The following is a 25,552-nucleotide window of genomic DNA, read 5'->3' as shown; positions in this document are numbered from 1 at the left end:
AAGCGGGGGGGCGAACCACGTAAAGTAGTCCCACGAAGCCTCCGAGCAGCCGCCGTGGCGGCGTGTCGCGTTGTGGCGCCGGCGGCGGCGGGCTACGATCGCGGCGTCTCGCCCCGCCCTGTGCGGCGCCTCTCCCTGCCCCCCCAACAGCGCCCCCCTGCCAGCGCCCCCGACGGGATGACTCCCCCCGAGCCCAGCCCACTCCCGGCCGCCGTGCGTCTGGAAAGCGTCGCCAAGTCCTTCGGCCGCGGCGCGGCGGCGGTGCTCGACGACCTGTCGGCTGCGATCGCGTCGGGAGAATTCGTCAGCCTCCTGGGCCCCAGCGGCTGCGGCAAGAGCACGGTGCTGAGGCTCGTGGCGGGGCTCGGCGGGCCCACGGCCGGACGCGTCGGCGTTGCGGCCGCCAAGGACGAGGTGGCGTTCGTTTTCCAAGACCCCACGCTCATGCCGTGGGCCACGGCGTGGGACAACGTTTATCTGCCGCTCCGGCTGCGCGGCGAGTCGCGGCCGGCCGCGTGCGAGCGGGTAGACGCGGCGCTGGAGCGGGTCGGCCTGGCCGACTCCGCCCGGCTGCGGCCGAGCCAACTGTCGGGCGGCATGCGGATGCGGGTGTCGCTCGCCCGGGCGCTCGTGACGGCGCCGCGGCTGCTGCTGCTCGACGAGCCGTTCGCCGCGCTCGACGAGATCACCCGCCAGAGGCTCGGCGACGAGCTGCTGGGTCTGTGGGCCGAGCACCAGTGGACCGTGCTGTTTGTCACGCACAGCGTGTACGAGTCGGTCTACCTCTCCGACCGGGTGCTGGTGATGTCGGCCGGCCCGGGACGCATCGCCGAGGAAATCGCGATCGACCTGCCGAGGCCCCGCGACGCGTCGACCCGCAGCGACCCGCGCTACGCGGCGTTGTGCGAGCGGGCGTCGGCGGCGCTCGCATACAGTTAAGCAATAACCGCCAAGACGCCAAGGACGCCAAGACGCGCCAATAGAAAATAGTTTATACCTCGACACGATTCACAGGAATAAGGAAGACCTGTCACCTGTATCCAGACAGTCCCATCTAATTTCTCTTCTTCCTGGCGCGTCTTGGCGTCCTTGGCGTCTTGGCGGTTCCCCCTATCAGAAGCACCATGCAACCAGACCGCCGCCAATCCCGCCGCCGATGGCTGTTCAGGCTGATCGCGCCGCTCGTGGTCGCCGCGGTGGTGCTCGGGGCGTGGGAAGCGATCGTCCGCGTGCGCGACGTGCCAACCTACATCGCGCCCGCGCCGAGCGTCGTGGCTCAGACGATCGTGGCGGAGTGGCCCGGGCTGTCGGCCGCCTGGCGGGTGACGCTCGGCACGACACTCGCCGCGCTCGCCCTGGCGGTCGCGATGGGCGTGGTGTTGGCCGTGCTGTTTAGCGCCTCGCCGTTGCTGGAGCTGAGCCTGGCGCCGTACGCCGTGGTGCTCCAAGTGACCCCCCTGGTGGCGATCGCCCCGCTGCTGCTGTTGTGGATCGAGCGGACCGACCTGGTGCTGCTGGCGTGCGCGACGATCGTGGCGTTCTTCCCGATCTTGGCCTCCACCACCGCCGGCCTGAAGAGCGCCGACCCCGGCCTCCGCGACCTGTTCGATCTGTACGGCGCCAGCCGCTGGCAAAGGCTGCGGCTGCTGCTCGCCCCGTCGGCGACGCCCTACTTCTTGGCCGGGCTGAAGACCGCGGTGAACCTGAGCCTGGTGGGCGCGGTGGTGGCCGAGTTCGTCACCGGCGCGGCGGGCGCCCAATCAGGACTCGCCTCGGCCGTGTTCGAAGGCCAGTTCCGGCTCGACACGCCAAAGATGTTCGCCGCGCTCGGGCTGATCTCGTTGACCGGCGTGGGGCTGTATTACGCGACGCACTTGTTGGGCGTTTTCTTGCTGCGAAACCGCTGAGCGCGACTGGGGCCGAACCGCTACGAATCAGCGCGTCGCTGAATGACGAATGCCCGAATGACGAACCTGTCGGGCGCGCATTCGTCATTCGTCTTTCCCCCTACTTCCCCCACGCCCGCACCTGCGAGCCCCACACCGGCCCCGGCTCCCGGTGGTACGGCACGGGGCGGCGGAGCGAGAGCTTGAGCGCCCCGGGGTGGACCTCCACGTTGCGGTACTGGCCGCCGTGCGCTTGGGCGATCGCTTGCAGGCGGCCGGCGTGGTCGGCGTTGCGCACCGTCATGCCGACGGTGTGGACGGTGAACTCCCAGTCACTCTCTTCGGTCATGCTGCGCATCACGTAGTCGCTGCGGATGTCGCCGTCCGACAGGACGAACACCGCGTGCGGGTCGAGCGACGCCGCCAACTCCATGGCGTCCAACAACCGGCCCCCCATGCACATCTCCACTTCGCCCAGCCAGGCGATCAGTTTCTTCTGGTTTGGCCGTGTGGCCGGCAGCATCTCCATGGTCGAATCGGGGAAGAACATCGGGTACGCCTGGTCGCTGTAGACCACCACGTAAAACGATTGCGACTCGCTCAACTGGCGGATGCTGCGGCGCAGCTCCATGAGCGAGGTCTCCAGCCGGCCCCGCTGCATGCTGCCCGAGTTGTCGATCACGTAGACCACCCGGTCGGCGGCCGACTCGGCGCCAAAGAAGCTCACACTGCCCGACGGCGCGCCGCCGGGGCTGGTGGGCTGCGCGCCGGCCGCGGCCGGCGGGCTCGACGGTTCGCCCGCGGCGACGGCCAGCATGGCCGCCGCGCCGAGCGTCATCGGCTGGAACGCCAGCGAGGGCGCGGGCGGCGCCTCGATGGCGGGCGCCTCGAACGCCACGAGGTCGACGAGCGGCTCGAACTCGGCCGGCGATTCTGCGGGCGTTTCGGGCGTGTCTTCCAAGGCGGCGAACTCCACCAGCGGCGGCATCTCGGCAAGCGACTCGGCCTCGGCCACCCCGGCCCACAGCGTGAGCGGCTCTTCGCTGAAGCTTGCAAAGCTCGCCAGCGCCGCGGCGAGCAGCATCACCCCGTGGGCCAACAGGCTGACGTGCAGCGGTCGGCGGCGCAGGCTGCGGGCCCGCCGCTTACGCACGAGCTGCTTTTTCGCGTGGGACGGCGTCGTGGCGAGAGACGGAGTCTTCCCATGCGAACGGGCCGGCGGGTGCGTGGGGCTCGGCTCGGTCTTGGCGGCGCGGGCCGGGGTTGCCCGCTCGTGGGTCGTCCGGTGCTGGGTCGATCGCAGCCGGGCGGCGACTTGGCGGGCGCCGTCGCTGTCGCCCTCACGACGCAATCTTTCCAGCTGCCTGCGCAGCGAACGCGACTCACGCTCCAGCGCAGCCAAGCGCTCGTCGGCCGCGGCCAACTGCGAGGTGGGCTCACTAAGGGTTGCTTCGGGAGGCATGGGGGCCCTCCACGGGGGTCTGCGGATCCGGCGACGCCTAGACCTCAATCCCCTGTTCCGAAAGCCACGCTAATTGCGTCGCGCAGCGCGATCAAATCGCCGCGACGAAAAGCGCAGCGACGAGAGTGACACGAGGTGTCACGGGCACGAGAGGGCAACGCCGCTAGAGCGCGGCCAGTCGCTGCGATTACAAACGCGCCAGCGCCAGATCGATGCGGCGCAGCCGGCGCTCGTGGCCCAGCAGTTCGAGGGTCTCGAACATGCCGAAGCCGACCCCCTTGCCGGTCGTCGCCACGCGCAGGGCGTGGATGATCTCGCCGATCTTGATACCCTCGGCCTCGCAGAACGCCTTGAGCACGGCTTCGAGCTCGTCGGCCGTGGCGTTCTCGTGCTTAGCGAGTTCGGCGCGGAACTTGGTGAGCAGCCCGGCGGCGTTCTCCGGTTTGACCAGCCGTTTCTGCCACGCCTTCTCGTCGTAGACCAAGGCGTCGTCGGCGACGAAGAAGTCGTCGTAGTCGAGGATGTCGCCGGCGGTCTTGATGCGGTCGCCGGCGCCCTCGACGATCTTTGTCACGTAGGGCCCCATCTCGCAGGCGGGTGGGTCCGACACCCAGCCCGCTTTCTTGACGAACTCCAAGCAACGGGCCGCCCGCTGCTTGAGCGGCAGTTGCTGCATCGCCCGCTCTTGGAACGACAGCAGCTTGGCCGGGTCGAAGCTCGCCGGCGCCTTGTTCACGCGCTCCAGCGAGAACTTCTCGATCATCTCCTCACGCGTGAACTCCTCGGTCGAGTCGTCGAGCGACCACCCCAACAGCAGCAAGTAATTGAGCACCGCGTCGGCCAGGAAACCGGTCTGCTCGTAGAAGTCGACGATCACCGGGTTGAACGTCTCGGCCGAGGTCTCCAGACCGATCCTCTCGGCGATCTTGGCGCCGTATTCGTTGAGCTGGGCGAAGTCGCGGTTCTTGAGGTACTTGTCCAGCTTGCGTTTGCTGAGCTTGTTCTTGCTCCCCGGCTCGGCGACGAACGGCAGGTGGGCGAACCGCGGCGGCGCCCAGCCGAGCGACTCGGCGATGAACACCTGCCGGGGGGTGTTCGACAGGTGCTCCTCGGCGCGGATCACATGCGAGATCTCCAGGTCGTGATCGTCCACGACCGTGGCCAAGTGGTAGAGGCAAGTGCCGTCGGCGCGCTGGATCACGTGGTCCTGCTCCCGCGCCCAATCAAAAGCGACCTCGCCGCGCACCAAGTCGTCGACCACCAGCTTGCCTTCGCGTGGCATCTTGAGCCGCACGACGCCCTGACGCCCCTCGGCCTCGTAGGCGGCCGCCTGCTCGGGCGACTCGGCCATCCACTTGCGGCTGTAGGTGAACGCCTCGCCGGCGGCCTGGGCCGCTTCGCGTTCGGTTTGCAGCTCCTCGGGCGTGGCGAAGTCGCGGTAGGCGTGGCCCGAATCGAGCAGCCGAGTGACCGCCGACTCGTAGGCCTCGCCGCGTTGCGACTGGTAGTAGGGGCCGTGAGGGCCGCCGACCTCGGGGCCCTCGTCCCAGTCGAGCCCGAGCCAGCGGAAGCCGTGCAGGATCGGCTCCAACGCGGCCTCGACGTTGCGCTGCTGGTCCGTGTCGTCCACGCGCAGGATAAACTGCCCCCCGTGCCGGCGGGCGAACAGCCAGTTGAACAGCGCGGTTCGCACCCCGCCGATGTGGAGGTAGCCGGTCGGCGAGGGGGCGAAGCGGGTGCGGACGGTCATCGTGGGCAAGGGTCGAGGTGCGCGGGGCCGGATAAGCCCGCCAGCCTATCGCGCAGGGGCTTAGCGGATAAGTCCGCGGCGCGGCCCCCGACCACCCCGGACCGGGGCCACGCCACGCTGTCGGCTCACGCCGCCCGCCGCGCCTTCTCCCGCCGCAGCCGCTTGCGTTCCGCCTTGCTGAGCTTGCGACGCTCCGGCCCATCGCCGTAATCGTCCTCGCCGCCCTCGGCGCCGTTGGTCCACTGCGTCGAGCTCTGTGGGGCCTCTTGCTGGGCCTTCGGCTGGTCGGGTTCGGGCTTCCGGCGCCGCTCTCGGCGGTCCGCGGCGCCGGCGCGGGTGGCGGGCTCCTCGGGCTCGGCCGCCAGTTTCAACTCCGGCTTGCGCGGCTCGCTCTTCTTGCTCTGCTCGCTCTTCTGGGCGGACGCTTTTTGGGCAGCCGCGGCGGGCTGCTCCTTGGTCGGCTTTTCCTTGCCCTTGGACGGCTCGGCCCGTTGCGGCGCGGCGACCACGCCCTCGGTCTCAAGCACCGCTCGTCGGGCGTAGCTGACGATCGCCAACAGGACGAGCACCGGCACGGCGATCGCGCACGAGTGCGAGGCGATCGGCCGCTCGGCGGCTACGGCCAAGCCGCTCACGGCGGCGGCGTTGAAGGCGAAGCAACCCAGGGCGGCGACCGAGAACAGCAGCGCGGCGGTGCTTTCCTTCAGGTCGAGCACGGCCCGCACGACCACGTAGCCCAGCGCCAGCACGCCCGGCACGAGCCACCAGAAGGCGTCGCCCGCCAGCGGCGACCAGCCGGTGAGCCGCCCCAGCGCCGAGGCGACCACGGCGTGCAGCCCGGTCGAGGCGTTGAGGCTCAGCGCCACACAAGCGGCTGCGGCCAGCAGCCACCAGCGGTAATTGCCGCGGAAGTCGTCGATCCGCTGACGCCGCAGCCCGAACAGCACCACGCAACCCACGGCGGACAGCAGCCAGGCGGCTTGGGCGTGCCACGCCGCCAGCGTGCCGAGGGCGCCGAGCGCAAAGGGGGCGCCCGCATCGCCCAACAGCGGGCCGCGGAAGACGCCCAGCGCCACCACGGCGGCCGCGATCAGCGCCAGCACGGCGGCCAGGCCGGCCACGCCCCAGGGCGACCGCGGCGTCAAACCGCTCGCCATGGCGAAGCTCAGACTCCCTTCACGCAAAGCGTAGCGCTTGCCGGCGCCGCGTTGCTGGTCGTCGTTCGATTCGACCGGGGCGACCTTCGTCCCCTGGATCGAGCCTTCTTGCATTAACCGACGGCGGCGATCGCCGCGCAGATTCACAGAGCCCATAAGTTTCCGCCCGCCTTGGTGTGCCCGCCTTAGATAGGAATTTCCCGCGCGTCGCCGTTTCGGTTAGCCGTAGCTTGTAGCGCCCAAGTGGCGTACCCGTTGGCGGCGCAATATCCGTCACAAACGGTCATCGGCGCCGCCGGTGGGATGGCGTGAAGGGCTTGTGCCACGGCGCCAGTCGAGTGATCCAGCGAAACCTCGTCGATCGGGTCGAGTTTGCGGGGCAAAACGTCATGACAGGACTGGCGGATGTGGATGCGTGCAAAAAAAACGCCCCCACTTCCTTGCCCCCCGCCGTGTCCCCGAAGGCATGACCTAGGTTTTTGCATCGAGACGCCTGAATGCCGGTCCAAGAATCCATCTGAAAATCGCCCCGAACCGCGTTGGCGTTAGTCAACGTGTGAGAATCCGATGCGGCCAGTAGACGCCCCCCCCACGACCGACTCCCAGCAGACAGCCCCCCAGGGCGAGTCCACGCCGCCCCATAAAGGCGAAGCCGGCAACCTGCAGCAAATCTCTCGCCTGCTGAGCGAACTGGAGAGCGCCGCGGTCGAGTCGGGCCAAGCCACTCCCGCGCCGATCGGCCCGAACGATCCCGGGCTGCGACTTGCCGAGGCCCGCTTGGGGATCGCCGGCGCGCTGTTCACCGCCCTCAGGTGCAAGAACGCGGCGGCCGCCGCCCACAGCCTGCGCGTCGCCATCGGCTGCAGCCGCTGGGCCGTGGCGCTCAACATGCCGGAGAAGCTCCGCTCGCAGTTGGAGTTCGTGGCGCTCCTGCACGACATCGGCAAGATCGGCGTCCCCGACGCGGTGCTGGTCAAGCCGGGGCGGCTGACGAACGAAGAGATCGACGTGCTCGAATCGAGCCGCGACCTGGGGAGGCACATCCTGCAGACAACCGGGGCGCCGGCGCCGCTGGTCGAGGCGATGGTCGCGTCGGCGGCCCACTTCGATGGCGGGCGCCAGCACGTGCCGCTGGCCGGCGACCAGATCCCGTTCGTCTCACGGATGCTGGCGATCGTCGACGCCTACGACTCGATGACCACGGACCACGTTTACCGCCCGGCGCGGTCGAGAGAGCGGGCCCTCAGCGAATTGCAACAATGCGCCGGGAGCCAGTTCGACCCCGACTTGGTGAACAGCTTCTGCGACCTGTTCTCCCGCGACCAGAGCGAGCTGGAGCGCGACGTCGCGCGGCGTTGGCTCTCCCGGTTGGGCGACTTCGAGGAGAGTTTCGACTGGAAACCCGAGCTCGTCACCGCCCGCCCCGGGGCGGCAGGCGGGCCGAGCCCGTTCGAGACCAAGCTGATCGAGAACATGCACGACGCCGTGCTGTTCGTCGACAGCCAGCTGGTGATCACCCGCTGGAACACCGGCGCCGAGCGGCTCACCGGCGTGGCGGCCTCGGCGGCGGTCGGCAAGAAGATGCTGCCGAGCCTGCTCGACATGTCGGACGACACGGGCAAGCTGATCGAAGACCTCCGCTGCCCCGTGCTGCGTTCGGTCAAGGGCGGGGTGCAAGTGATCGAGCGTATCAGCGTGATGGGCCGCAACGGCCGCAGCGTGGCGGTCGACCTGCACGCGATGCCGGTGCCCGATCCCAAGGGCGACACGCTCGGGGCCTCGGTTTTGCTGCACGACGCTTCGAGTGTCGCCACCCTGGAGGAGCGGTGCCAAGCGCTGCACACCGAAATGACCAAAGACCCGATGACCCAGGTGGCCAACCGGGCCGAGTTCGATCGCATGCTCGCCTCGTTCATCGACGCCCACCAAGAGACCGGGCTGCCCTGCAGCCTGATCATGGCCGACATCGATCGCTTCAAGCGGATCAACGACACGTACGGCCACCAGGCGGGCGACGCGGCGATCATGACCTTCGCCAAGTTGCTGAAGACCTCGTGCCGCTCGGGCGACCTGGTCGCCCGCTACGGCGGCGAAGAGTTCGCCGTGCTCTGCGCCGACTGCAACAACGCCTCGGCCGCCCGACGCGCCGAGCAGATGCGCAAGCGTCTCGCCGAGACCAGCCACTCGGAGTTGGGCGGCAACCCGATCACCGCCAGCTTTGGCGTCACCGAGCTGCAGCCGGGGGACACCCCCGAATCGATGCTCCGCCGCTCCGACCGTGGCCTGCTGTTGGCCAAGGACCAGGGGCGCAACCAAGTAGTTCAACTGGGAGACGGCATGGGCGACGCACCAAAGGCCAAGAAGAGTTGGTGGAAGTTCCCCGTGTGGGGCGGCGCCAAGCTGATCGAGACCCGGCTGGTGACCAACGTGCCGATCGAGATCGCCGTGGAGAAGCTCCGCGGGTTCATCTCGGACCGCGACGCCAAGATCCTGCACATCACCGAGAACGAGCTCCGGCTGCAAGTGACCGAGCTGATCGCCGTGAGCGGCTCGACGGTCCGCCCGCAAGATTTCATGATCGACATGCTCCTCTCGCAAGAGCACATCGAGCGCACCAACAGCTCGGGATTGGCGTCGGGCAAGTACGTGCAAACGAACGCCGACGTGACGATCAGGCCCAAACGCGATCGCGACCGGCGTCAGAAGGACGTCTCGGAACAAGCCCGCCGCCTGCTCGGCAGCCTCAAGTCTTACCTGATGGCCAAAGAAACCTCGGCCGACCCGCCCAAGGCCGAGCCCGCCCCGAGCGAGCCCGCCCAGGCTTGAGATCGCGGCGCCGCCCGCCCCCGGCCGACTCCCCCCCAAGACAGCCCTCCCCACACGCACGCCATGCGCACCAGCACCCAAGAAATCAGTCTCCGCCGCAGCAGCCGCGCCGACGCGGTGCGCAAGGCCCACCGGCTCGTTGCTCAGTCGACCCACGAGGGTCACTCGCCCGAGGCGCTCGACGAGGCGTTCGCCAGCGAGACGTTCGCCCCCAGCGACGCCAAGCCGCACGCCGGACTCGGCGCGTTGCCCGAGCTGCCCGCTCAGGCTTCGGGGCCCGAAGACGACACGCTCGAACAGATCCGGGCGCAGCTGCGAGCGATCGACGGCCAGCGGGCCGAGCTCGATCGTCTGCTGTCGCGTTATCGGAGGCTGAACGCCCCGACCGGAGCCAGCCGCACGGCGGGCGCCTCTCTTTGATCGCTCGATTCTCCCGGGGAGTGGCCGCCAGGGCCGCCCGCCCACGGCGCCGCCGGTTTCTACCGACGCTGTTGCCGGCACGAGGGTTGCGATAAGCTGTGGTCGAGCGACCGGCGACCCCGGTTGCGCCGCAAGCGTCTCTCCCAGCCGGCCGCCGCACAAGCGGCTTGGCCGGCTCTCAACCACTCCGACCCGAGGAGCTTCACCCGCCATGGCTTACTCCCTGCCCGACCTGCCGTACGCGTTCGACGCGCTCGAACCGCACATCGACGCGAAGACGATGGAGATCCATCACGACAAGCACCACAACGCCTACGTGACGAAGCTCAACGCGGCGATCGAGGGGACCGACCTCGGCTCGCAGTCGATCGAGGACCTTTGCAAGAACATCGCCAGCGTGCCCGCCGACAAGCAGGGCGCCGTGCGCAACAACGGCGGCGGCCACGCCAACCACTCGCTGTTTTGGGTCACGCTGAGCGGCTCGGGCGGCGGGGCGCCCTCGGGCGACCTGGCCGCGGCGATCGACGCCGAGCTGGGCGGGTTCGAGAAATTCAAGGAAGACTTCGCAAACGCCGCCGCCACGCGGTTCGGCAGCGGCTGGGCCTGGCTCAGCGTCGAGGGCGGCAAGCTCAAGGTCGAGAGCACGCCGAACCAAGACAACCCCTACATGGAAGGCCGCACCCCGATCCTCGGCATCGACGTCTGGGAGCACGCCTACTACCTCAAGTACCAGAACAAGCGTCCCGATTACATCGCCGCGTTCTGGAACGTGGTCGACTGGGCCAAGGTCGGCGAGCTGTACGCCGCCGCGAAGTGACCGCTGCTGATTAATGGACTAGAAGCCCGGCGCGACGCCATGGTCGCGCCGGGCTTTTTTTATGGCCCCGCCTCCAGTAAATGGCGAGCCGGGGGGCTTAAGCCCCCCCGAGCGTAGCGGGTACACGGCGCCACCCGCACCTCAAGCCACCGGGGGCTTACGCCCTCCGGCTCACCGCCCCGCGCCCTCCGGCTCAAGCCCCGGCGCTTCGGTTCTGTGGGTTCGCGATTTTGTGGGTTCGTGGCGTGGCGAGTAGCAACCGCTCTTGCCGCGCCCCCCGCCCATTCTCTATAGCTCGGCCACGGATCGGCGCGGCGTCGGGCGCCAGCGGCGCCGGCATGGGAACCTGATCCGATTCTCCTGAACGGGTGAACCGATCCGATCGGGCGAGCCGAGATAGCCATAGAGAGTCCACGCGTCGCGCCCACGGCCGACGACGCTAGCTAAACACCTACAAGACAAGCCACCGAAGCGGGGCACGGAAGCCATGCGAAATCACACCGACCACCGCCACGCCACAATCGCCCGCGGCGTTTGCCTCGTGCTCTCGTTCGCCTGCCTGGCCTCGACCGGCTGCCAATCGGGCGGCTCACGCTGGGCCTGGATGACCCCCTGGCGCAACGCGCCCGAAGACGCCGCCCTCGTGGCCCGAGCGGCCCCGGCGCCGCCCAGCGAGTCGGCCACGCCGCTCGTCGAATCGGCCCAAACCACCCTCGCCCAGGCGACCGGATCGGCCCACCAGTCGGTCGACTCGGTGAGCGCTGCAACGGCCAAGGCGATCGACAATGCGGTCGGGTCGCTGCCGCGGATCGAGACCAACCCGGTCGCCGCGATGGCAGCCAACACTTCGGCGACGCCCTACCCAACCACCAGCTCGCCCCAGCTGCCCAGCAGCGCCGCGCCGAGCGCCTACCCCACCACGAACACCGCCGCCAGCAGCGGCCCCTACGACCCGAACGGCTACGCCGCGGCGAACTCCGCACCGGCCACCAGCACGCCGAGTGGTCCCGCCACGCCGTCGGGCGATCGCTACAGCTTGGCGGCGGCGCCCAGCGTCCCGCCGATGACGCCGCCCTCGACCCCGCCGGCGAGCAACACGCCCGCCGCCGCGCCCGAAGGCGGACGCTACGGCTACGCCACGAGCACTCCCTACCCGAGCACGACGCCGGTGGCCACGGCCCCGGCGACATCTCCCGCCGCGGTGGCGACCAGCCCGGTTGCTCCGGCCGCGCCCGCTCCTACGGACCGCTACGCGGCCGCCGCCGGTGTGTCCGCGATACCGACGACCCCACCCGCCGCAGCGTCGCCCGCCGCGCCGCCCGCGGTCAGCGAGATCCGCCTGGCTTCGGCCCCCGGCGCTTACCGGCCGGGCGGCACCGGCTCTTACGAGCCGTCGGTCAGCGTTGCCTCGTTGCCCACGACGCCCAACTACCCGTCGAGCTCCGCGCAATCGAGTTCCGCTCCGATGAACTCCACGCCGTTGAACTCGACGCCGATGAACTCAGCCCCGACAAACTCCGCGCCGTCGAACGCTTACCCGTCGACCTCAGCGCCGAGCACGCCTCAAAGCGGCGCGACAACGCCCGCCTACCCCAGCACACCGGCCGCGTCGCCCTACCCGAATACCACGTCGGGCGATCGCTACGGCTCGCCAACGTCGTACCGCTGAGGCCCGCTGAAGGCACACGGGCGATTCGGTAGCCAAACTGCGGAACCGCACGGGGCGACACGCGGCCAAGATGGGTGGTCGCGATCGGATGCGAGCGGGGCTCGGCTCACCAGCCGATGACCATGTTCGACTCGATCACCTTGCGGGCCTGCTCCAGGTCGACGCCCTTCTCTTTCATGTAGAGACGGATCGCGTGGACCTTGTCGCCCTCAGCGCGGGAGAGGCACTCACGCGCCGTCTGGCAGGGGTCGGTTTTGCTCGGGATGCCGAGCGCCGCCTTGGAGATCACCCACGTGTCGCGTGGCCGCTTCGTGAGCCGCAGGACCGCGTCGCTCGGAAAATTCTCGGTCACGACGGCCGTGGCCGCGTCGGCGTCTTCGGCCCAGGTGATCACGATGTGGCTGTTGGTCTCCACCTCGAAGAGTGGCATGTTGGGGGGCCCTGAGGGTGGGGTAGCTAGGCTGATCAGACCCCCGGTGGGGGCGTGAGAATTGCTGGAAGCGTCGAAGCGTTATTCTAGCCCATCGCCGGACGGATCGTCGCCGCGACAGCAGATGCTTATTCGGAATCCTAAGAAACGGCGCCACGCCGCGTCAACGCAACGGCGCCCCAGGCTTCCACGGCGAGCCGCAGGGCGTAAGCCCGCGGAGGGCTTGTACTGGAGTGAGAACAGGACTTCGTGCGAATCGCACGGATGCGTAGCGTGTGCGGCGGTGTGATTCGGCGTCGATCAGGCGAAAACAACGCTACGGCTATCGTTCGTGCGTTCTAGACAGTTGGGGGGGCGGTTGAGCGGGGCCTCGTTGCCCGCCTCTCTCCGAGCCGCTTCGCCCCGAGGGGGGGCTTACGCCCGCCGGCTCGCCCCCACCTACGGCAGTCCCTAGCCGGGCATTGACACGCTGGCGGGCTGGGCGTTACGCTGGCGGGCTTCACGATTGTTTGACGGCTTCCCCAGGGGGCCGCCGCAAGGCCGGGCCCGCTGCTCGCCGACAGACGATCGTACCGTACATCCCGTCGGCGCCTGGCCATCAGGCCCGCCGCTTTCCGACCATTTTCCTCCCCGACTAGGGCTGGCGCCATGGCTGTCCCCAAACGTAAGCACTCGAACCACCGCAGCGGCAAGCGTCGTGCGAACGATCAGCCGAAGGCCAAGCAGCTGCACGCGTGCCCGCGCTGCGGCACGATGGCGCCGACGCACGTGGTGTGCCCCAACTCGAATTGCGGCCACTACATGGGCCGCGCCGTCATCGAAGCCGAGTGATCGAGGCGGGGCTTTCCGACGCTCCGCATCAAGCCGTCGCCCCCACCGGGGGGGCGCCCACGATTCGATCCGCACGCAAACTTCATAGGCACTCGATGGCCGAGAAGACGGCATTCCTGTTCCCCGGGCAGGGCGCGCAAACAGTCGGCATGGCCGCCGAGCTTTCGGCCGAGCTGCCGCAGGCCGCCGAGCTGTTCGAGCGCGCCTCGCAGCAGCTCGGTTACGACCTGCTGCAGCTCTGCAGCGAGGGTCCCGCCGACCAGCTCGACTCGACCGCCTACAGCCAGCCGGCGATCTACGTGGCCAGCCTCGCCGCGCTCGAACGGATCAAGCTCGACGCGCCGGAGATCGTGGCCGACTGCGCGGCCGCCGCGGGGCTGAGCCTCGGCGAGTACACCGCCTTGGTGTTCGCCGGCGTCATGAGCTTTGAAGACGGCCTGCGGGTCGTCGCCGAGCGCGGGTCGGCCATGCAAGACGCCGCCGAGGCGTCGCCCAGTGGCATGGTCAGCATCCTCGGCCTGGAGGTCGAAGCGATCGAAGGCCTCTGCGAGCAGGCGGCCGGCGGAGAGACGCTCCGCGTGGCCAACCTGCTCTGCCCCGGCAACACCGTCGTGTCGGGTTCGACCGGCGCCTGCGAACGGGTCGCCGAATTGGCCAACGAAGCGGGCGCCATGCGTGTCGTGCCGCTCGCCGTGGCCGGGGCGTTCCACACCGAACTGATGCAACCGGCCGTCGAGCGGCTCTCGGCCGTGCTGGCCGATGTCGAGCTCAAGGCCCCCAGGCTGCCGGTCGTGTCGAACGTCGACGCCGGCGTGCACGACGACCCGGACGAGATCCGCGACCTGCTCGTACGCCAGGTCTGCAGCCCGGTGCTGTGGGAGGCGTCGATGCGGCGGCTCACCGGCGAGATGGGCGTCGGTTCGTTCTACGAGATCGGCCCCGGGCGCGTGCTCCGAGGGCTGCTCAAGCGGATCGAGCGTAAAACGCCCTGCGAGAGCGTGCCGGCTTAGCCCCCCCCCACGGCCGCCCGAGGCCTCGGCGCCTGTCTTTGGTCGCCCCCCGGCCCCGACCCCGTTCAACCCATCAGCGCTCTTTCCCGAGCCCACGGACACGAGGAACCTTGCCGATGTCAGAACAGCCCAACCGCCGTGTGCAAGTCGACCTGAGCGGCCAAACGGCGCTCGTCACGGGCGCTTCGCGCGGCATCGGCAAAGCGATCGCCCTGGCGCTCGGCGCCGCGGGCGCCAAGGTCGGCTGCATCGCCCGCAGCGCCGACAAGCTGGCCGAGACGGTCGAGGAAATCACCTCGGCCGGCGGCGCCGCCGAGGCCTTCCCCTGCGACGTGACCGACGAGTCGGCCGTCACCGCCCTCTTCGAGAAGGTGATCGAAGAGTGGGGGCAGCTCGACATCATGGTCAACAACGCCGGCATCACCAAAGACGGCCTGCTGCCGCGCATGACCGCCGACGACTGGGACGCGGTGATCTCGACCAACCTGCGGTCGGTCTTCCTGTTCACCAAGGCGGCGTCGCAGGCGATGATGCGGACCCGCCGCGGGCGGATCATCAACATCTCCAGCGTGTCGGGCCTGATGGGCAACCCGGGCCAGGCCAACTACTCCGCCTCGAAGGCGGGCGTGGTGGGCTTCACCCGCACGGTGGCCAAGGAGCTGGCCAGCAAGCGGCGGCCGATCACCGTGAACGCCATCTGCCCCGGGTTCATCGCCTCGGACATGACCGAGACGCTGGGCGAGGCGCTGCAGGAGGCGATCAAGCAGAACGTGCCGCTCCAGCGGCTCGGCGCCGCCGAGGAAGTGGCCGACGGCGTGCTGTACCTGGCGAGCGAGTCGGGCGCCTACGTCAACGGCCACGTGCTGACGATCGACGGGGGAATGACCGCCTGACCGGCGGCGGGGCCAATCCCCGAGAGGGCCGTACACCCAGCTGGGGTAGCCGCAACCACCGCCCACTAGGGCCCACGAGGCCATCGGTCGCCCGCAGCGGCCGGCCGGCACGCCTTGACCCCCCTTGTGAAGATCATCTATTTTGTTGCGCTGCTCTTCAGGGCCCCTACCACCTGAACCAACCCACCAGCCGCCCAGGGCCTCAGGCCCACCGGAACGGATACGAAACCAACCGCCCGAGCGACCCCCTTCCCTGCTTTAGATGCGGAGGCCCCGCCCCCGCCCTAGCCGCTCGGCGCCCCTTTGACAGGAGATTCAGACTGTGGCAACTGTGCTTGAACGTGTCACCGACATCGTGGCGGAACAACTGGGTGTTGATAAAGACAAGATCACGCCCGAAACCTCGTTCGTCACGGACCTCGGGGCCGACTCGCTCGACACGGTCGAGCTGGTGATGGAGCTTGAGGAAGAGTTCGACATCAACATCCCGGACGACGCGGCCGAGAAGATCCAGACCGTCGGTCAGGCGGTCGATTTTATCGACGCGAACGGCAGCAAGTGAGCCGCTTGGTCGGCGATGGCGGTCCCCCCGGGGGTCGCCCCGCACGGCCATGCCCGTACTATGCATCAAGCGGCGCACGACCTCCTCGGCGTGCGCCGCTTTTTTATCATCGTGGCGGCTGACGCCGTCGCCATTCACCGAACCCGCCCCGCCGCCCGCCCCACCGTGCGAGCCGCCGCCGGGGCGAGAACCCACGACCGAGACACATGAAGCGACGCGTAGCAATCACCGGCATGGGAGCCGTGACCTCTCTGTCTCTGAAAGTCGACGACCTCTGGCGCCGCATCTTGGCGGGCGAGAGCGGCATCCACGAGATCCGTGACTTCGACACCTCGCAGCACAAGGTCCACTTCGGCGGCGACATCTACGACTGGTCGACCGCCGGCTACGTCGAGCACAAAGACAACAAGCGGATCGACCGCTTCACGCAGCTCGCCATGGTCGCCGCCGTCGACGCGGTGAACGACTCGGGCATCGACTTCGCGAAGGAAGACCCCTACCGCTGCGGCGTGATCATCGGGTCGGGCATCGGCGGGCTCAACGAGATCGAGCAGCAGAACGAGCGGCTGCTGACCAAGGGCCCCGGCAAGGTCTCGCCGTTCACGATCCCCAAGCTGATGCTCAACGCCGCCAGCGGGCACGTCTCGATCCGCTACGGCCTGCGCGGCCCGAACTACGCCATCGCCACCGCCTGCGCCAGCGCGACGAACGCCATGGGCAACGCGATGAAGACCATCCAGGACGACGACGCCGACGTCATGGTCACCGGCGGCGCCGAGGCGGCCTGCACGGCGATCGCCCTGGCCGGCTTCTCGAACATGCGCGCCCTCTCCGAGCGGCACGACGACCCCACCGGCGCCAGCCGGCCGTTCGACAAAGACCGCGACGGCTTCGTGCTCTCCGAGGGCGCCGGGCTGCTCGTTTTCGAGGAATTAGAGCACGCCAAGGCCCGCGGCGCGACGATCTACGGCGAGGTGCTCGGCGCCGGGGCGAGCGGCGACGCCGGCCACATCACCCAACCCGACCCGCACGGCGCCGGCGCCGCCCGGGCGATGTCCAACGCCCTGAAAAACGCCGGCCTCGATCCCGAATCGATCGACTACATCAACGCCCACGGCACGAGCACGCCGCTGGGCGACAAGGCCGAGACCGAGGCGATCAAGTCGGTCTACGGCGACCACGCCTACAAGATGTCGGTCTCCAGCACCAAGAGCCAGTTGGGGCACCTGCTGGGGGCGAGCGGCGGCGTCGAGGCGATCTTCTGCGCGTTGGCCCTGGTCAACCAGGTCGTCCCGCCGACGATCAACCTCGAAACGCCCGACCCCGAGTGCGACCTCGACTACACGCCGGGCCAGCCCAAAGAGCGGGAGCTCAACCGCACGATGAGCAACAGCTTCGGCTTCGGCGGGCACAACGCGTCGATCATCATTGGCCGCGCCGAATGACCCGGCTCCGGGGTTGAGGCTCCCAAGCCGGGGGCTGCGGCGTGCGGGCAGGACCCGCAGCAGAGGATCGGGAGGTCGGAAATTGGGTAAAAGGCGCCAGTCAGGCGCGTTAATACTTACGACCCACCCCCGCGGCGTTTTTTAGCCTGCATGCGGATTGGCGCTCGATTAGGATGAAAATCCTGCTCGAAGCCGCCTCTTTGTCTCCGCACCTCGCAGACCGACGATTCGCGCCGATGCCACGCACCTCATCCCACGCGTTGCTTTTACTAAAAACCTGCGCCGTGCTGGCGGGGGTCTTGGTCGCCGCCACCGCCGGGCGGCTCGACGCGCAACAGCTCCATTCTTGGAACGCTTTGTCCGAGGGCGCCTACGCCAACCCCGCCAACTGGCTGCCAGCCAACACGCCCGACAGCGTGAACGAAACGGCGAGGTTCGACCTGTTCGGCTCGCACACGGTCGGCTACGAATTCAACGCGGACATCCTGGTCCACCACTTGCAAGTCGCCAACGGCGATTTCCATTTCAAGGGCAACCAGACCTCGTCGCTCAGAGCGGCCCACAACTTCGACCTTGAATCGGGCTCGCTCGAACTCGAAGACTTTGTGCTCAGCGTCGACGAGACCGCGACCCTCGGCTCCGAGACGCTGCTCGAACTGGGCAACAACAGCTACTACAACGCGGGTGCGACCAACATAGCCGCGGGCACCGACAACAGCTCGACCGAATTACTAGCGATCGCCGGCGCCACCCCCGTGCTGGGCGACCTGTCGCTGGCCGAGACCGGCGGCGGCAATTTCGAAGGGCTCGTCACGGTGATGCCGGGCGTCGAGGCCACGGTCGACAACGTGTCGATCGCCACGACCGGCGGCGAGGGTCAGCACGGGGTCCTGCAGGTGATCGGCGGCGTGCTCCAACAGAACGGCCCCCATCCGCTGGTGATCGGCTCCGACAGCGAGCTCGACACGTCGGGCATGATCGCGGCGATCAACTCCTCCGACCTGCGCTTCAGCAGCCACGTGACGGTCAACCCCACCGGCCGGCTGCGTGTCTCGTCGTCGCGGGTCTTCTTGCCCCGGGGGCTCACGGTCAACGGCGGCGAGTACCGAGAAACGGGCGCGGTGTTGCGTGGGCTCACCCCGCAGTCGCGGCTCGAAGCGCTGGAGGGGGGCGAGCTCAAACTGGGCGACACCCTCCTGACGCTCGGCCAGGGGCATTCGGTTGGCCTCGACAACGCTTCGCTAACGAGCGTCGGCGGCGTGGCGATCAGCGACGGCGGCGGCGTCGACCTGGCGGGAGACGCCCAGTTCGCCTCGACATTGTCGATCGGCGCGGGCGGAACGCTCACCGTCGAAGCGGACGCCACGGCCACGCTCAGCGGGGCGCTGACCAACCACGGCGGCGCGGCCCATGTGGCCGCAGGCGCTAGCCTGATAATCGACGGCGATTACGCCGGCGACGGATTCACGGGCTCCGGCGCGGTCGAGTTCCGCGGGCTGATGAGCCCCGGCCAGGGCCCGGCCGAGATCCTCTTGGAAGGCGACGCCGTTTGGTCGAGCGCTGCGGTGCTAGAGATCGAGGTGCTCGGCCCCCCAACGGGCGCCGGCCACGACCGCATCGTGCTGAACGGCGATGCTCAGCTGGGCGGCGAACTGCGAGTCGCGTTGCTCGAAGGCGCCGGGGGCGTCTACTCGCCGCTGCCCGGGCGCCGCCTGGAATTGATCCGGGCCGGGGGCGCCCTCTCGGGAGCGTTCGATGAGTACAGCCTGCCCGCGCTCACCTCGGGCCTCGACTGGCGGGTGTTGCAAACGACCGGCGCTCTCTCGCTCGTTGTCGACACGGGACTCACCGGCGACTTCAACGCCGACGGCGCCGTCGACGCCGCCGACTTCACGGTGTGGCGCGACACCCTCAACCAGACCGGCCCCGCCGGGCTGCTGGCCGCCGACGGCAACCTCGACGGCGTGGTCGACGGCGGCGATTGGGTCGTGTGGCGTGACCACTACGGCGACACGCTGACGAGCCCCGCCGCCGGCGTGCCGGAGCCGGCCGGCGCGGCGATCGCCCTGCTGGCGGGCTGCCTGGGGGCTGCCGCTCGCCGGCCGCGCCGACTCCGTAGGCCCTGCGGGCCCCGTCGCTAGCGTGGCCGCTTTATTTGCGGGCGTCATCCAGCCGCGATAAACTGCCTTAATACGGATGCTCTGCGGGCGGCGCCCTCCGTCGCCGTCGATGCGTCCCTCGCACGCGCCTCCACGCTACCGGCGGTCAGGATGATTCACCCACGACATCGGATCGCTCGACGGCTCGCCCTGCTGGCGATCGTGCTGCTGGCGACTCGGCCGGCGGCGGCGATCGACATCGTGATCGATTACACGTACGACAGCAGCGGCTTCTTCAGCAGCTCGACGGCCAACGGCTCGAAGGCGCGGGCCGCGCTCGAATCGGCGGCTGATTTTTACAGCGGCATCCTCCAAGACACGTTCTCCGCGGTCCAGACGCCCGCCCCCTTCTACAGCCAAGTCGCCTCGGGCAGCGTCATCTGGACCTCGCAGATCGGCGTCCTGCACCCCGCCACCGGGAACCCTCTCACTCTCTACAATCTTTCGCTCGACGCGAACGAGTACCGCATCTACGCCGGCGCCAGGTCGATACCGGGGCCGACGATCGGCTTCGGCGGCACGAGTTCTCCGGGCTGGTCGCGCACTCCCAACGGGTCGTTCTCGTCGCAAGAGATCGACCAGATCGAACAGATCACCGACGACTTTGTCGACGCGCTGCTGCAGCGGGGCGAGTCGAGCGGCTTCGCCAGCTGGGGCGGCTATCTCTCTTTCGACACGACCGCGAATTGGAACTACGACCACACCAAGCAGCCGGCCGCGAACCAAACCGACTTTTACTCCACCGCGATCCACGAGCTGGCCCACGCCCTCGGCTACGGCGGCTCGCAGGAGTGGGTCGACCTGGTGGTGGCCAACCCCTACCGCTTCGACGGCTCGGCGTCGAAGGCGGAGTACGGCGGCCGCGTGCCGCTCGACACCGAGCCGTCGAGCGAGAACCCCAACGTCGACGTGCCGTCGGGCCACTGGTTGGATCAGACCACCAGCCGGGTCTACGGCGGCCTAGCGAGCCAAGAGGCGTCGCTCACGCCGGGCCTGCTGGGCGGCGAACGCAAGCTGCTCACCGCGCTCGACGCCGCGGCGTTGACCGACCTCGGCTGGAGCCTCGTCGAGCCCGAGGTCCCGCTGCTGGTGGGCGACTACAACAACAACGGCGTGGTCGACGCGGCCGACTTCACCGTGTGGCGCGACCGTCGCGGCACTTCTTACGCGTTGCCCAACCGCGACCCGGCCGTCGGCGGCGTGGTGAAAACCGCCGACTACGACGCCTGGGTCAGCCACTTCGGCGACACACTCCCCGGCCTGGCGCAGGGGACCAGCGTGCCCGAGCCGGGCGCCGCGCTGCTGATAGCCAGCGCCGCCGCGGTGCTGCTCCGCCGCCGCTAGCACCGCCGGCGGACCCGGGGCGTTCTGTCTTGCTTCGATCGGGGGGGAGCCCCTACCATCCCCGCCCCTGAACCCTGCGTGCGAGACGCCCCCCGGCTCTCGATGCGCGAAGCGAGACCGTAAACCGGAAAGCGCTCGGCATGATGCGGCGAACCTTGGCGGCCCTCCTGGCCGCGACGATCTTTAGCGTCCCGCACGCCTCCGCCCAATTGGGCGACTGGGGCTCCGCGCCCAACGGCCGCTACGGCTCCTCGGCGGCGCCCAGCCCGCCCAGCGCCAACGCGTCTGTGAGCGCCGCGGCAACGCCGTCCGCCGCCACGGCCGAATCGCAAATGGCGCCCGTCGGCACGAACGGGCCGCGCCGCGCACGGGTGACCGAGGGCAACGCCCACCTGCCGAACGACGCCGACCAAAAGTGGCGAGAGTACGACATCAGGCCCTACACCATGCGGATGGGCGACGCCGCCAAGCCGCAGCAGGCGATCGTCGACTGGATCCTCCGAGAGACCGGCTACGACGCCTGGCACAGCGAGACCTTCGGCCTGATGAACGCCAGCCGCGACACGCTCACCGTCTATCACACGCCCGAGATGCAAAACATCGTGGCCGACATCGTCGACCGCTTCGTCAACAGCCGCTCGGCCGAGCGGGCGTTCTCGATGCGGGTGGCGGCGGTGCGAAACCCGAACTGGCGGGCCAAGGCGCTCGGCCTGCTCACCCCAATCCCGGTGCAGTCGCCGGGGCTGCAGGGGTGGATCATGCCCAAGGAAAACTATGCGCTGCTCCTCTCCGAGCTGCAGCGCCGCGGCGACTACCGTGAGTACAACGCCGCCAACCAGGTCGTGCCGAACGGCCAGTCGACCGTGTTCTCGACGATGCGCCCACGCGGCTACGTGAAGGGGATCGTCCGCACGGCGAACGCCTGGCCCGGCTTCCAGCCCGAGCCGGGGCAGCTCGAAGAGGGCGCCGCGTTGGAGTTCAACCCGCTGCTGTCGCTCGACCTCACGTCGGCCGAGGCGGTGGTCAAGCTGCGGCTCAACCAGATCGAGAAGCTCGTGCCGGTGACGCTCGACCTGCCCTCGGCGATGAACACCTCGCAGAAGATGAAGATCGACGTGCCGCAGATGACGATGGCGAACCTGCACGAGCGGTTCCGCTGGCCGTCGGACCAGGTGCTGCTGCTCTCGATGGGGGTGGTGGCCACGCCGACGCCGGACGAATCGGGCGGCAACCCCCTCAGCGCGGTGCTGCCGATGCTCAAGTCGCCGCCCCGGGCCGACGCGCTCTTGTTCATCGAGGTCAAGAACTCGATCACGCCGTCGGCCGCCCGAGGCGGGGTCTCCACGGCCGCCCGCCCCGGCTCTTTCAGCGGGCGTTACTGAGACACCCGCGACCACGCACGCCAGCTGCGGGCATCCGGCCCGCGGCCCCCCTCCCCGTCCCACTAAGCGGTTTGCTACGCTATTGGGTCTATGGCTAGCACACCCAATACGACCAACGACAGGCGCGTGGTGATCACGGGCGTAGGGCTCATCAGCCCGATCGGCGATTCGGCCGATGCGCTCTGGGAATCGCTCGTCGCGGGCCGCAGCGGCGTCGCCGCAAGCGACCGCTTTCCCCAAGACGCCACCTCGCCCCGCTTCGCGGCCGAGGCCCACACGTTCAGCGGCAAGATCGACGACTTCGGCCCCCTCACGAAGGAGACCAAGAAGGCGATCCGCAAGGGCCTCAAGCTCATGTGCCGCGAAACGCAAATGGCCGTCGCCGCGGCGCAGCTCGCACTGACCGACGCCGGCTACGGCGCCGAGGACGCGGCGCCCGATCCCGAGCGCAGCGGCGTGGTCCTGGGCAGCGACTACATGCTCACCCTGCCGCAAGACTTCGTCGGCGGCATGGCCAAGTGCACCGAGAACGGTCCTTTCAGCCTCGACATCTGGGGCGAAGAAGGCCTCGACGAGGTCGAGCCGCTGTGGATGCTCAAGTACCTGCCCAACATGCCGGCCAGCCACATCGCGATCTTCAACGACCTGCGCGGGCCCAATAATTCGCTGACGATGCGTGAGGCGTCGGGCCTGATGGCCGTGGGCGAGGCGCTGCGGACGATCGCCCGCGGGCACGCCGACCGCATGGTGGCGGGCGCCACCGGCACGCGGATCATGCCGATGCAGGCGATCCACACGCTCCAGTCCGACCGGCTCGCCCTGGGCGACATCGACCCCGTCAAGGCGAGCCGCCCGTTCGACACGAACGCTGCGGGCATGGTCTGCGGCGAGGGCGCCGGCATGCTGGTGCTCGAAACGCTCGAATCGGCCCAAGCCCGCGGGGCCGAGGTTTACGGCGAGGTCGTCGGCTTCGGCTCTTCTCAGGTGTCGACCCACAACCCGGAAACCAACCAGCTCGTCGGCCGCAACGACGTGGCGATCGCCCAGGCGCTCAAGGCAGCGCTCCGCGACGCCGACTGGACAGCCGACCGGCTGGGGCACGTCAACGCCCACGGCATCGGCGCCCCCGACGCCGACCGCCAAGAGGCCGAGGGCCTGCGAGCCGCACTCGGCGACGCGGCCGGCGCCACGCCGGTGTTCGCCCCCAAGAGTTACTTTGGCAACCTCGGCGCCGGCGGCGGCGTGGTCGAACTGGTGGCGAGCCTGCTGGCGACCCGCCACGGCGAGTTGCCGCGTACGCTCAACTGCGAGGACCCCTCGGCCGACTGCCCGATTCGGGTGGCCACCGAGGGGGGTGTCGCCCCGGGCGATCGCTTTGCGACGGTCAACACCACCCCGCAGGGGCAAGCGGCGGCGGTTTGTGTCGCCCAGACCGGTTGAACGTCCGGCTGGCCCGTTTATCGGGAACGGGACGAGCACGCGTAGGTTGACACTCCGGGGGGCCGGCGGTAGCCTTGAACGACTTGCCGCGGGCCGCTCACGCCCGCCCGTGGCGGAGTGCGACCCACGTGAGACACGATTGCGAGACACGGAGCCGGCGCTAAGCCGGTTTTTTTGTCGCCGCACCGCGACCGAGCGGCCCGGCCAGTTCGCCGCCTCGCAATCGAACCACGCGGCGTCACTGTACAACCCGACAACCCGTATCGTCCGCGGCGCCAGCACCGCCGCCACAACGCCATGAACGCATCTGAAATCCTCCGCATTGTCGACGCGATCCATCGCGACAAGAACATCGACAAGGAGATCGTTTTCGAGGGGATCGAAGCGGCTTTGGTGTCGGCGTTGGGTAAGTACTACGGCGAAGAGGCGGACATCCTGGTTTCGATCGACCGCAGCAGCGGCGAGATCACCGCCCACTGCGACGGCGAGCAGCTCGACTCCGAGGAGGTGGTGGGCCGCATCGGCGCCCAGACCGCCAAGCAGGTGATGATCCAGAAGATCCGCGAGGCGGAGCGGGACGCCCTGTACGACGAGTACGACGAGCTGATCGGCCAGATGGTCAGCGGCGTGATCAACCGCTACGAAGGGGCGGCCGCCACGGTCACCCTGCCGAACGTCGAAGCGATCCTGCCGCGCAGCGAGCAGATCCCCGGCGAGACGCACCACGCCAACGAGCGGATCCGCGCCGCCGTGTACGAGGTCCGCAAGGCGGGCAGCCGCGTGAAGGTGATCCTCAGCCGCCGCATGCCCGCCCTGGTGCAGCGCCTGTTCGAGCAAGAGATCCCCGAGATCGCCGACGGCGTGATCGAGATCCGCGCCATGTCGCGCGAGCCGGGCTACCGGTCGAAGGTGGCCGTCTCGAGCAGCGACACCCGCGTCGACTGCGTCGGCGCCTGCGTCGGCGTTCGCGGCAACCGCATCAAGAACATCGTCGAAGAGCTCAGCGGCGAGCGGATCGACATCGTCCGCTGGGACGACAACCTCGAGGTCCTGATCCCCAACGCCTTGCAGCCGGCCGAGGTCGATCAGGTGATCCTCTGCAAGATGCTCGGCCGGGCGATCGTGCTCGTGCAGGAAGACAACCTGTCGCTGGCGATCGGCCGCCGCGGCCAGAACGTCCGCCTGGCGAGCAAGCTCTCCGGCTGGGACATCGAGATCATGACCCAGGACGAACTGGCCGAGAACATCGACCGCGCGATCGACGGTTACAGCACCATCGAGGGGCTGGAGATCTCGGTTGCCGAGCGGCTCGTCGAGGAGGGCTTCCTCAGCTACGACGACCTGTCGATCATCGAGCCCGACGACCTGATGGAGATGGGCGGCATCAGCGAGGAGGTCGTCAACCACATCGTCGAACAAGCCGAAAACCGGGCCGAAGAGGCCGAAGCGGCCGCCGTCGCCGCCCGCCGGCTCAAGAAGGAACAGCAGCGGCAAGCAGAGGCCGACGCCAAGCTGGCTGAGGCCCAGGCCGCCACCGAAGGCGGCGAAGCCGCCGAGGCTGGCGCCGAGGGCGACGCCCCCGAAGTGGATGCGACCGAGGAGGCTGCGACCGAAGAAGCCCCAGCCACCGAAGAAGCCCCAGCCGATGTCGCGCCGGCCGCAGAGGCCGCCAGCGAGGAGGCTGTCGCCGAGGAGCCTGCCGCCGAAGCGGCGACGGGCGAAGAAGAAGAGCCGACCCCCGCAAGCCCCGAGGCGAGCAAATAACCGACCACACGGCGGTCGGGCTCCCCTGGCTCCGGGCGACGCGTTCGCCCGCTGATCAGCGGCACGGCAAGCGGCTCCCCCCCACTGCTGGCCCCGTGCTGGCAACCGGGACTGGCCGTGCTGCCAGCCGGGACTGGGGCCAACTGCAAGACCCGCCAGCCCGACCGTGGTGACCGATTCGAGACATATAAGGGGAGTTTTCTACGGAAAACTCCCCAAAACGCCACAGGGGCCCCTCGCGTGTGTGGCCCGAGGCGCTGCATAATAGCGGGTCTTCGCCACAACCAGAGGCGAAGACCGTTGGC

The 25,552-nt window shown here is 68.9% G+C and carries 20 protein-coding genes; 16 read left to right on the top strand and 4 right to left on the bottom strand.

Annotated features, from left to right (window positions below):
• Positions 1–213 precede the first annotated feature (213 nt).
• Positions 214–939 (top strand): ABC transporter ATP-binding protein, encoded by a 726-nt coding sequence (locus Mal64_RS19050; RefSeq protein ID WP_197525893.1) that lies wholly within the window; start codon positions 214–216, stop codon positions 937–939.
• A gap of 185 nt (positions 940–1,124) precedes the next feature.
• Positions 1,125–1,907, top strand: coding sequence for an ABC transporter permease (locus Mal64_RS19045; protein ID WP_146403355.1), 783 nt, complete (start codon positions 1,125–1,127; stop codon positions 1,905–1,907).
• A gap of 100 nt (positions 1,908–2,007) precedes the next feature.
• Here Mal64_RS19045 and Mal64_RS19040 read toward each other — a convergent pair whose 3' ends face one another.
• From Mal64_RS19040 to Mal64_RS19030, 3 genes are all read right to left on the bottom strand, one after another.
• Positions 2,008–3,348 (bottom strand): vWA domain-containing protein, encoded by a 1,341-nt coding sequence (locus Mal64_RS19040; protein ID WP_146403353.1) that lies wholly within the window; start codon positions 3,346–3,348, stop codon positions 2,008–2,010.
• Positions 3,349–3,535: 187 nt separating this feature from the next.
• Positions 3,536–5,098 (bottom strand): glutamate--tRNA ligase, encoded by a 1,563-nt coding sequence (gene gltX / locus Mal64_RS19035; protein ID WP_146403351.1) that lies wholly within the window; start codon positions 5,096–5,098, stop codon positions 3,536–3,538.
• A gap of 125 nt (positions 5,099–5,223) precedes the next feature.
• Complete coding sequence (locus Mal64_RS19030; protein WP_146403349.1) at positions 5,224–6,411, bottom strand: hypothetical protein; 1,188 nt, start codon at positions 6,409–6,411, stop codon at positions 5,224–5,226.
• Positions 6,412–6,822: 411 nt separating this feature from the next.
• Between Mal64_RS19030 and Mal64_RS19025 the strand changes: the two genes are divergently transcribed.
• From Mal64_RS19025 to Mal64_RS20525, 4 genes are all read left to right on the top strand, one after another.
• Positions 6,823–9,081 carry a diguanylate cyclase domain-containing protein gene (locus tag Mal64_RS19025; protein ID WP_146403347.1) on the top strand — a complete coding sequence of 753 codons (2,259 nt, stop codon included), beginning with the start codon at positions 6,823–6,825 and terminating at the stop codon, positions 9,079–9,081.
• A 63-nt stretch (positions 9,082–9,144) separates the two neighbouring features.
• Entirely contained in the window at positions 9,145–9,501 is a 357-nt protein-coding gene (locus Mal64_RS19020; RefSeq protein WP_146403345.1) for a hypothetical protein, read from the top strand.
• Between the two features lie 211 nt (positions 9,502–9,712).
• On the top strand, positions 9,713–10,318 hold the full coding sequence (locus Mal64_RS19015; protein WP_146403343.1) for a superoxide dismutase: 606 nt from the start codon (positions 9,713–9,715) through the stop codon (positions 10,316–10,318).
• 487 nt (positions 10,319–10,805) lie between these two features.
• Positions 10,806–11,987 carry a hypothetical protein gene (locus tag Mal64_RS20525; protein ID WP_231993875.1) on the top strand — a complete coding sequence of 394 codons (1,182 nt, stop codon included), beginning with the start codon at positions 10,806–10,808 and terminating at the stop codon, positions 11,985–11,987.
• 106 nt (positions 11,988–12,093) lie between these two features.
• Here the strand turns inward: Mal64_RS20525 and Mal64_RS19005 are convergent, their stop codons facing one another.
• Positions 12,094–12,417 carry a DUF6793 family protein gene (locus Mal64_RS19005; protein ID WP_146403341.1) on the bottom strand — a complete coding sequence of 108 codons (324 nt, stop codon included), beginning with the start codon at positions 12,415–12,417 and terminating at the stop codon, positions 12,094–12,096.
• 648 nt (positions 12,418–13,065) lie between these two features.
• Here Mal64_RS19005 and rpmF point away from each other — a divergent pair.
• The 10 genes from rpmF to nusA all read left to right on the top strand — a co-directional run bounded on the left by rpmF (position 13,066) and on the right by nusA (position 25,247).
• Positions 13,066–13,248 (top strand): 50S ribosomal protein L32, encoded by a 183-nt coding sequence (gene rpmF / locus Mal64_RS19000; RefSeq protein WP_146403339.1) that lies wholly within the window; start codon positions 13,066–13,068, stop codon positions 13,246–13,248.
• 95 nt (positions 13,249–13,343) lie between these two features.
• Positions 13,344–14,258, top strand: a complete 915-nt coding sequence (gene fabD, locus Mal64_RS18995) for an ACP S-malonyltransferase (RefSeq protein ID WP_146403337.1) — start codon at positions 13,344–13,346, stop codon at positions 14,256–14,258.
• 116 nt (positions 14,259–14,374) lie between these two features.
• Positions 14,375–15,151, top strand: a complete 777-nt coding sequence (gene fabG, locus Mal64_RS18990) for a 3-oxoacyl-[acyl-carrier-protein] reductase (RefSeq protein WP_146403335.1) — start codon at positions 14,375–14,377, stop codon at positions 15,149–15,151.
• A gap of 322 nt (positions 15,152–15,473) precedes the next feature.
• Complete coding sequence (gene acpP, locus Mal64_RS18985; protein ID WP_146403333.1) at positions 15,474–15,713, top strand: acyl carrier protein; 240 nt, start codon at positions 15,474–15,476, stop codon at positions 15,711–15,713.
• Positions 15,714–15,919: 206 nt separating this feature from the next.
• Entirely contained in the window at positions 15,920–17,158 is a 1,239-nt protein-coding gene (fabF, locus tag Mal64_RS18980) for a beta-ketoacyl-ACP synthase II (protein ID WP_146403331.1), read from the top strand.
• Between the two features lie 236 nt (positions 17,159–17,394).
• Positions 17,395–19,299 carry a dockerin type I domain-containing protein gene (locus Mal64_RS18975; protein ID WP_146403329.1) on the top strand — a complete coding sequence of 635 codons (1,905 nt, stop codon included), beginning with the start codon at positions 17,395–17,397 and terminating at the stop codon, positions 19,297–19,299.
• A gap of 129 nt (positions 19,300–19,428) precedes the next feature.
• Entirely contained in the window at positions 19,429–20,661 is a 1,233-nt protein-coding gene (locus Mal64_RS18970; protein ID WP_146403327.1) for a hypothetical protein, read from the top strand.
• A gap of 143 nt (positions 20,662–20,804) precedes the next feature.
• Complete coding sequence (locus tag Mal64_RS18965; RefSeq protein WP_146403325.1) at positions 20,805–22,043, top strand: hypothetical protein; 1,239 nt, start codon at positions 20,805–20,807, stop codon at positions 22,041–22,043.
• A gap of 90 nt (positions 22,044–22,133) precedes the next feature.
• Positions 22,134–23,483, top strand: coding sequence for a beta-ketoacyl-[acyl-carrier-protein] synthase family protein (locus Mal64_RS18960; protein ID WP_146403323.1), 1,350 nt, complete (start codon positions 22,134–22,136; stop codon positions 23,481–23,483).
• 297 nt (positions 23,484–23,780) lie between these two features.
• Entirely contained in the window at positions 23,781–25,247 is a 1,467-nt protein-coding gene (nusA, locus tag Mal64_RS18955) for a transcription termination factor NusA (protein ID WP_146403321.1), read from the top strand.
• The last annotated feature ends 305 nt before the right edge of the window (positions 25,248–25,552 follow it).

This window comes from Pseudobythopirellula maris (assembly GCF_007859945.1).
Taxonomy (GTDB): Bacteria; Planctomycetota; Planctomycetia; order Pirellulales; family Lacipirellulaceae; genus Pseudobythopirellula; species Pseudobythopirellula maris.
Note: the sequence above shows the minus strand (reverse complement) of the source record. Positions and strands in the feature narration are given on the sequence as shown.

Bases quoted from the DNA above. Each gene is read 5' to 3' on its own strand.
- Mal64_RS19045 (WP_146403355.1), top strand. From the start codon at position 1,125: ATGCAACCAGACCGCCGCCAATCCCGCCGCCGATGGCTGTTCAGGCTG.
- Mal64_RS19040 (WP_146403353.1), bottom strand. From the start codon at position 3,348: ATGCCTCCCGAAGCAACCCTTAGTGAGCCCACCTCGCAGTTGGCCGCG.
- gltX (WP_146403351.1), bottom strand. From the start codon at position 5,098: ATGACCGTCCGCACCCGCTTCGCCCCCTCGCCGACCGGCTACCTCCAC.
- Mal64_RS19030 (WP_146403349.1), bottom strand. From the start codon at position 6,411: ATGGGCTCTGTGAATCTGCGCGGCGATCGCCGCCGTCGGTTAATGCAA.
- Mal64_RS19025 (WP_146403347.1), top strand. From the start codon at position 6,823: ATGCGGCCAGTAGACGCCCCCCCCACGACCGACTCCCAGCAGACAGCC.
- Mal64_RS19020 (WP_146403345.1), top strand. From the start codon at position 9,145: ATGCGCACCAGCACCCAAGAAATCAGTCTCCGCCGCAGCAGCCGCGCC.
- Mal64_RS19015 (WP_146403343.1), top strand. From the start codon at position 9,713: ATGGCTTACTCCCTGCCCGACCTGCCGTACGCGTTCGACGCGCTCGAA.
- Mal64_RS20525 (WP_231993875.1), top strand. From the start codon at position 10,806: ATGCGAAATCACACCGACCACCGCCACGCCACAATCGCCCGCGGCGTT.
- Mal64_RS19005 (WP_146403341.1), bottom strand. From the start codon at position 12,417: ATGCCACTCTTCGAGGTGGAGACCAACAGCCACATCGTGATCACCTGG.
- rpmF (WP_146403339.1), top strand. From the start codon at position 13,066: ATGGCTGTCCCCAAACGTAAGCACTCGAACCACCGCAGCGGCAAGCGT.
- fabD (WP_146403337.1), top strand. From the start codon at position 13,344: ATGGCCGAGAAGACGGCATTCCTGTTCCCCGGGCAGGGCGCGCAAACA.
- fabG (WP_146403335.1), top strand. From the start codon at position 14,375: ATGTCAGAACAGCCCAACCGCCGTGTGCAAGTCGACCTGAGCGGCCAA.
- fabF (WP_146403331.1), top strand. From the start codon at position 15,920: ATGAAGCGACGCGTAGCAATCACCGGCATGGGAGCCGTGACCTCTCTG.
- Mal64_RS18975 (WP_146403329.1), top strand. From the start codon at position 17,395: ATGCCACGCACCTCATCCCACGCGTTGCTTTTACTAAAAACCTGCGCC.
- Mal64_RS18970 (WP_146403327.1), top strand. From the start codon at position 19,429: ATGATTCACCCACGACATCGGATCGCTCGACGGCTCGCCCTGCTGGCG.
- Mal64_RS18965 (WP_146403325.1), top strand. From the start codon at position 20,805: ATGCGGCGAACCTTGGCGGCCCTCCTGGCCGCGACGATCTTTAGCGTC.
- Mal64_RS18960 (WP_146403323.1), top strand. From the start codon at position 22,134: ATGGCTAGCACACCCAATACGACCAACGACAGGCGCGTGGTGATCACG.
- nusA (WP_146403321.1), top strand. From the start codon at position 23,781: ATGAACGCATCTGAAATCCTCCGCATTGTCGACGCGATCCATCGCGAC.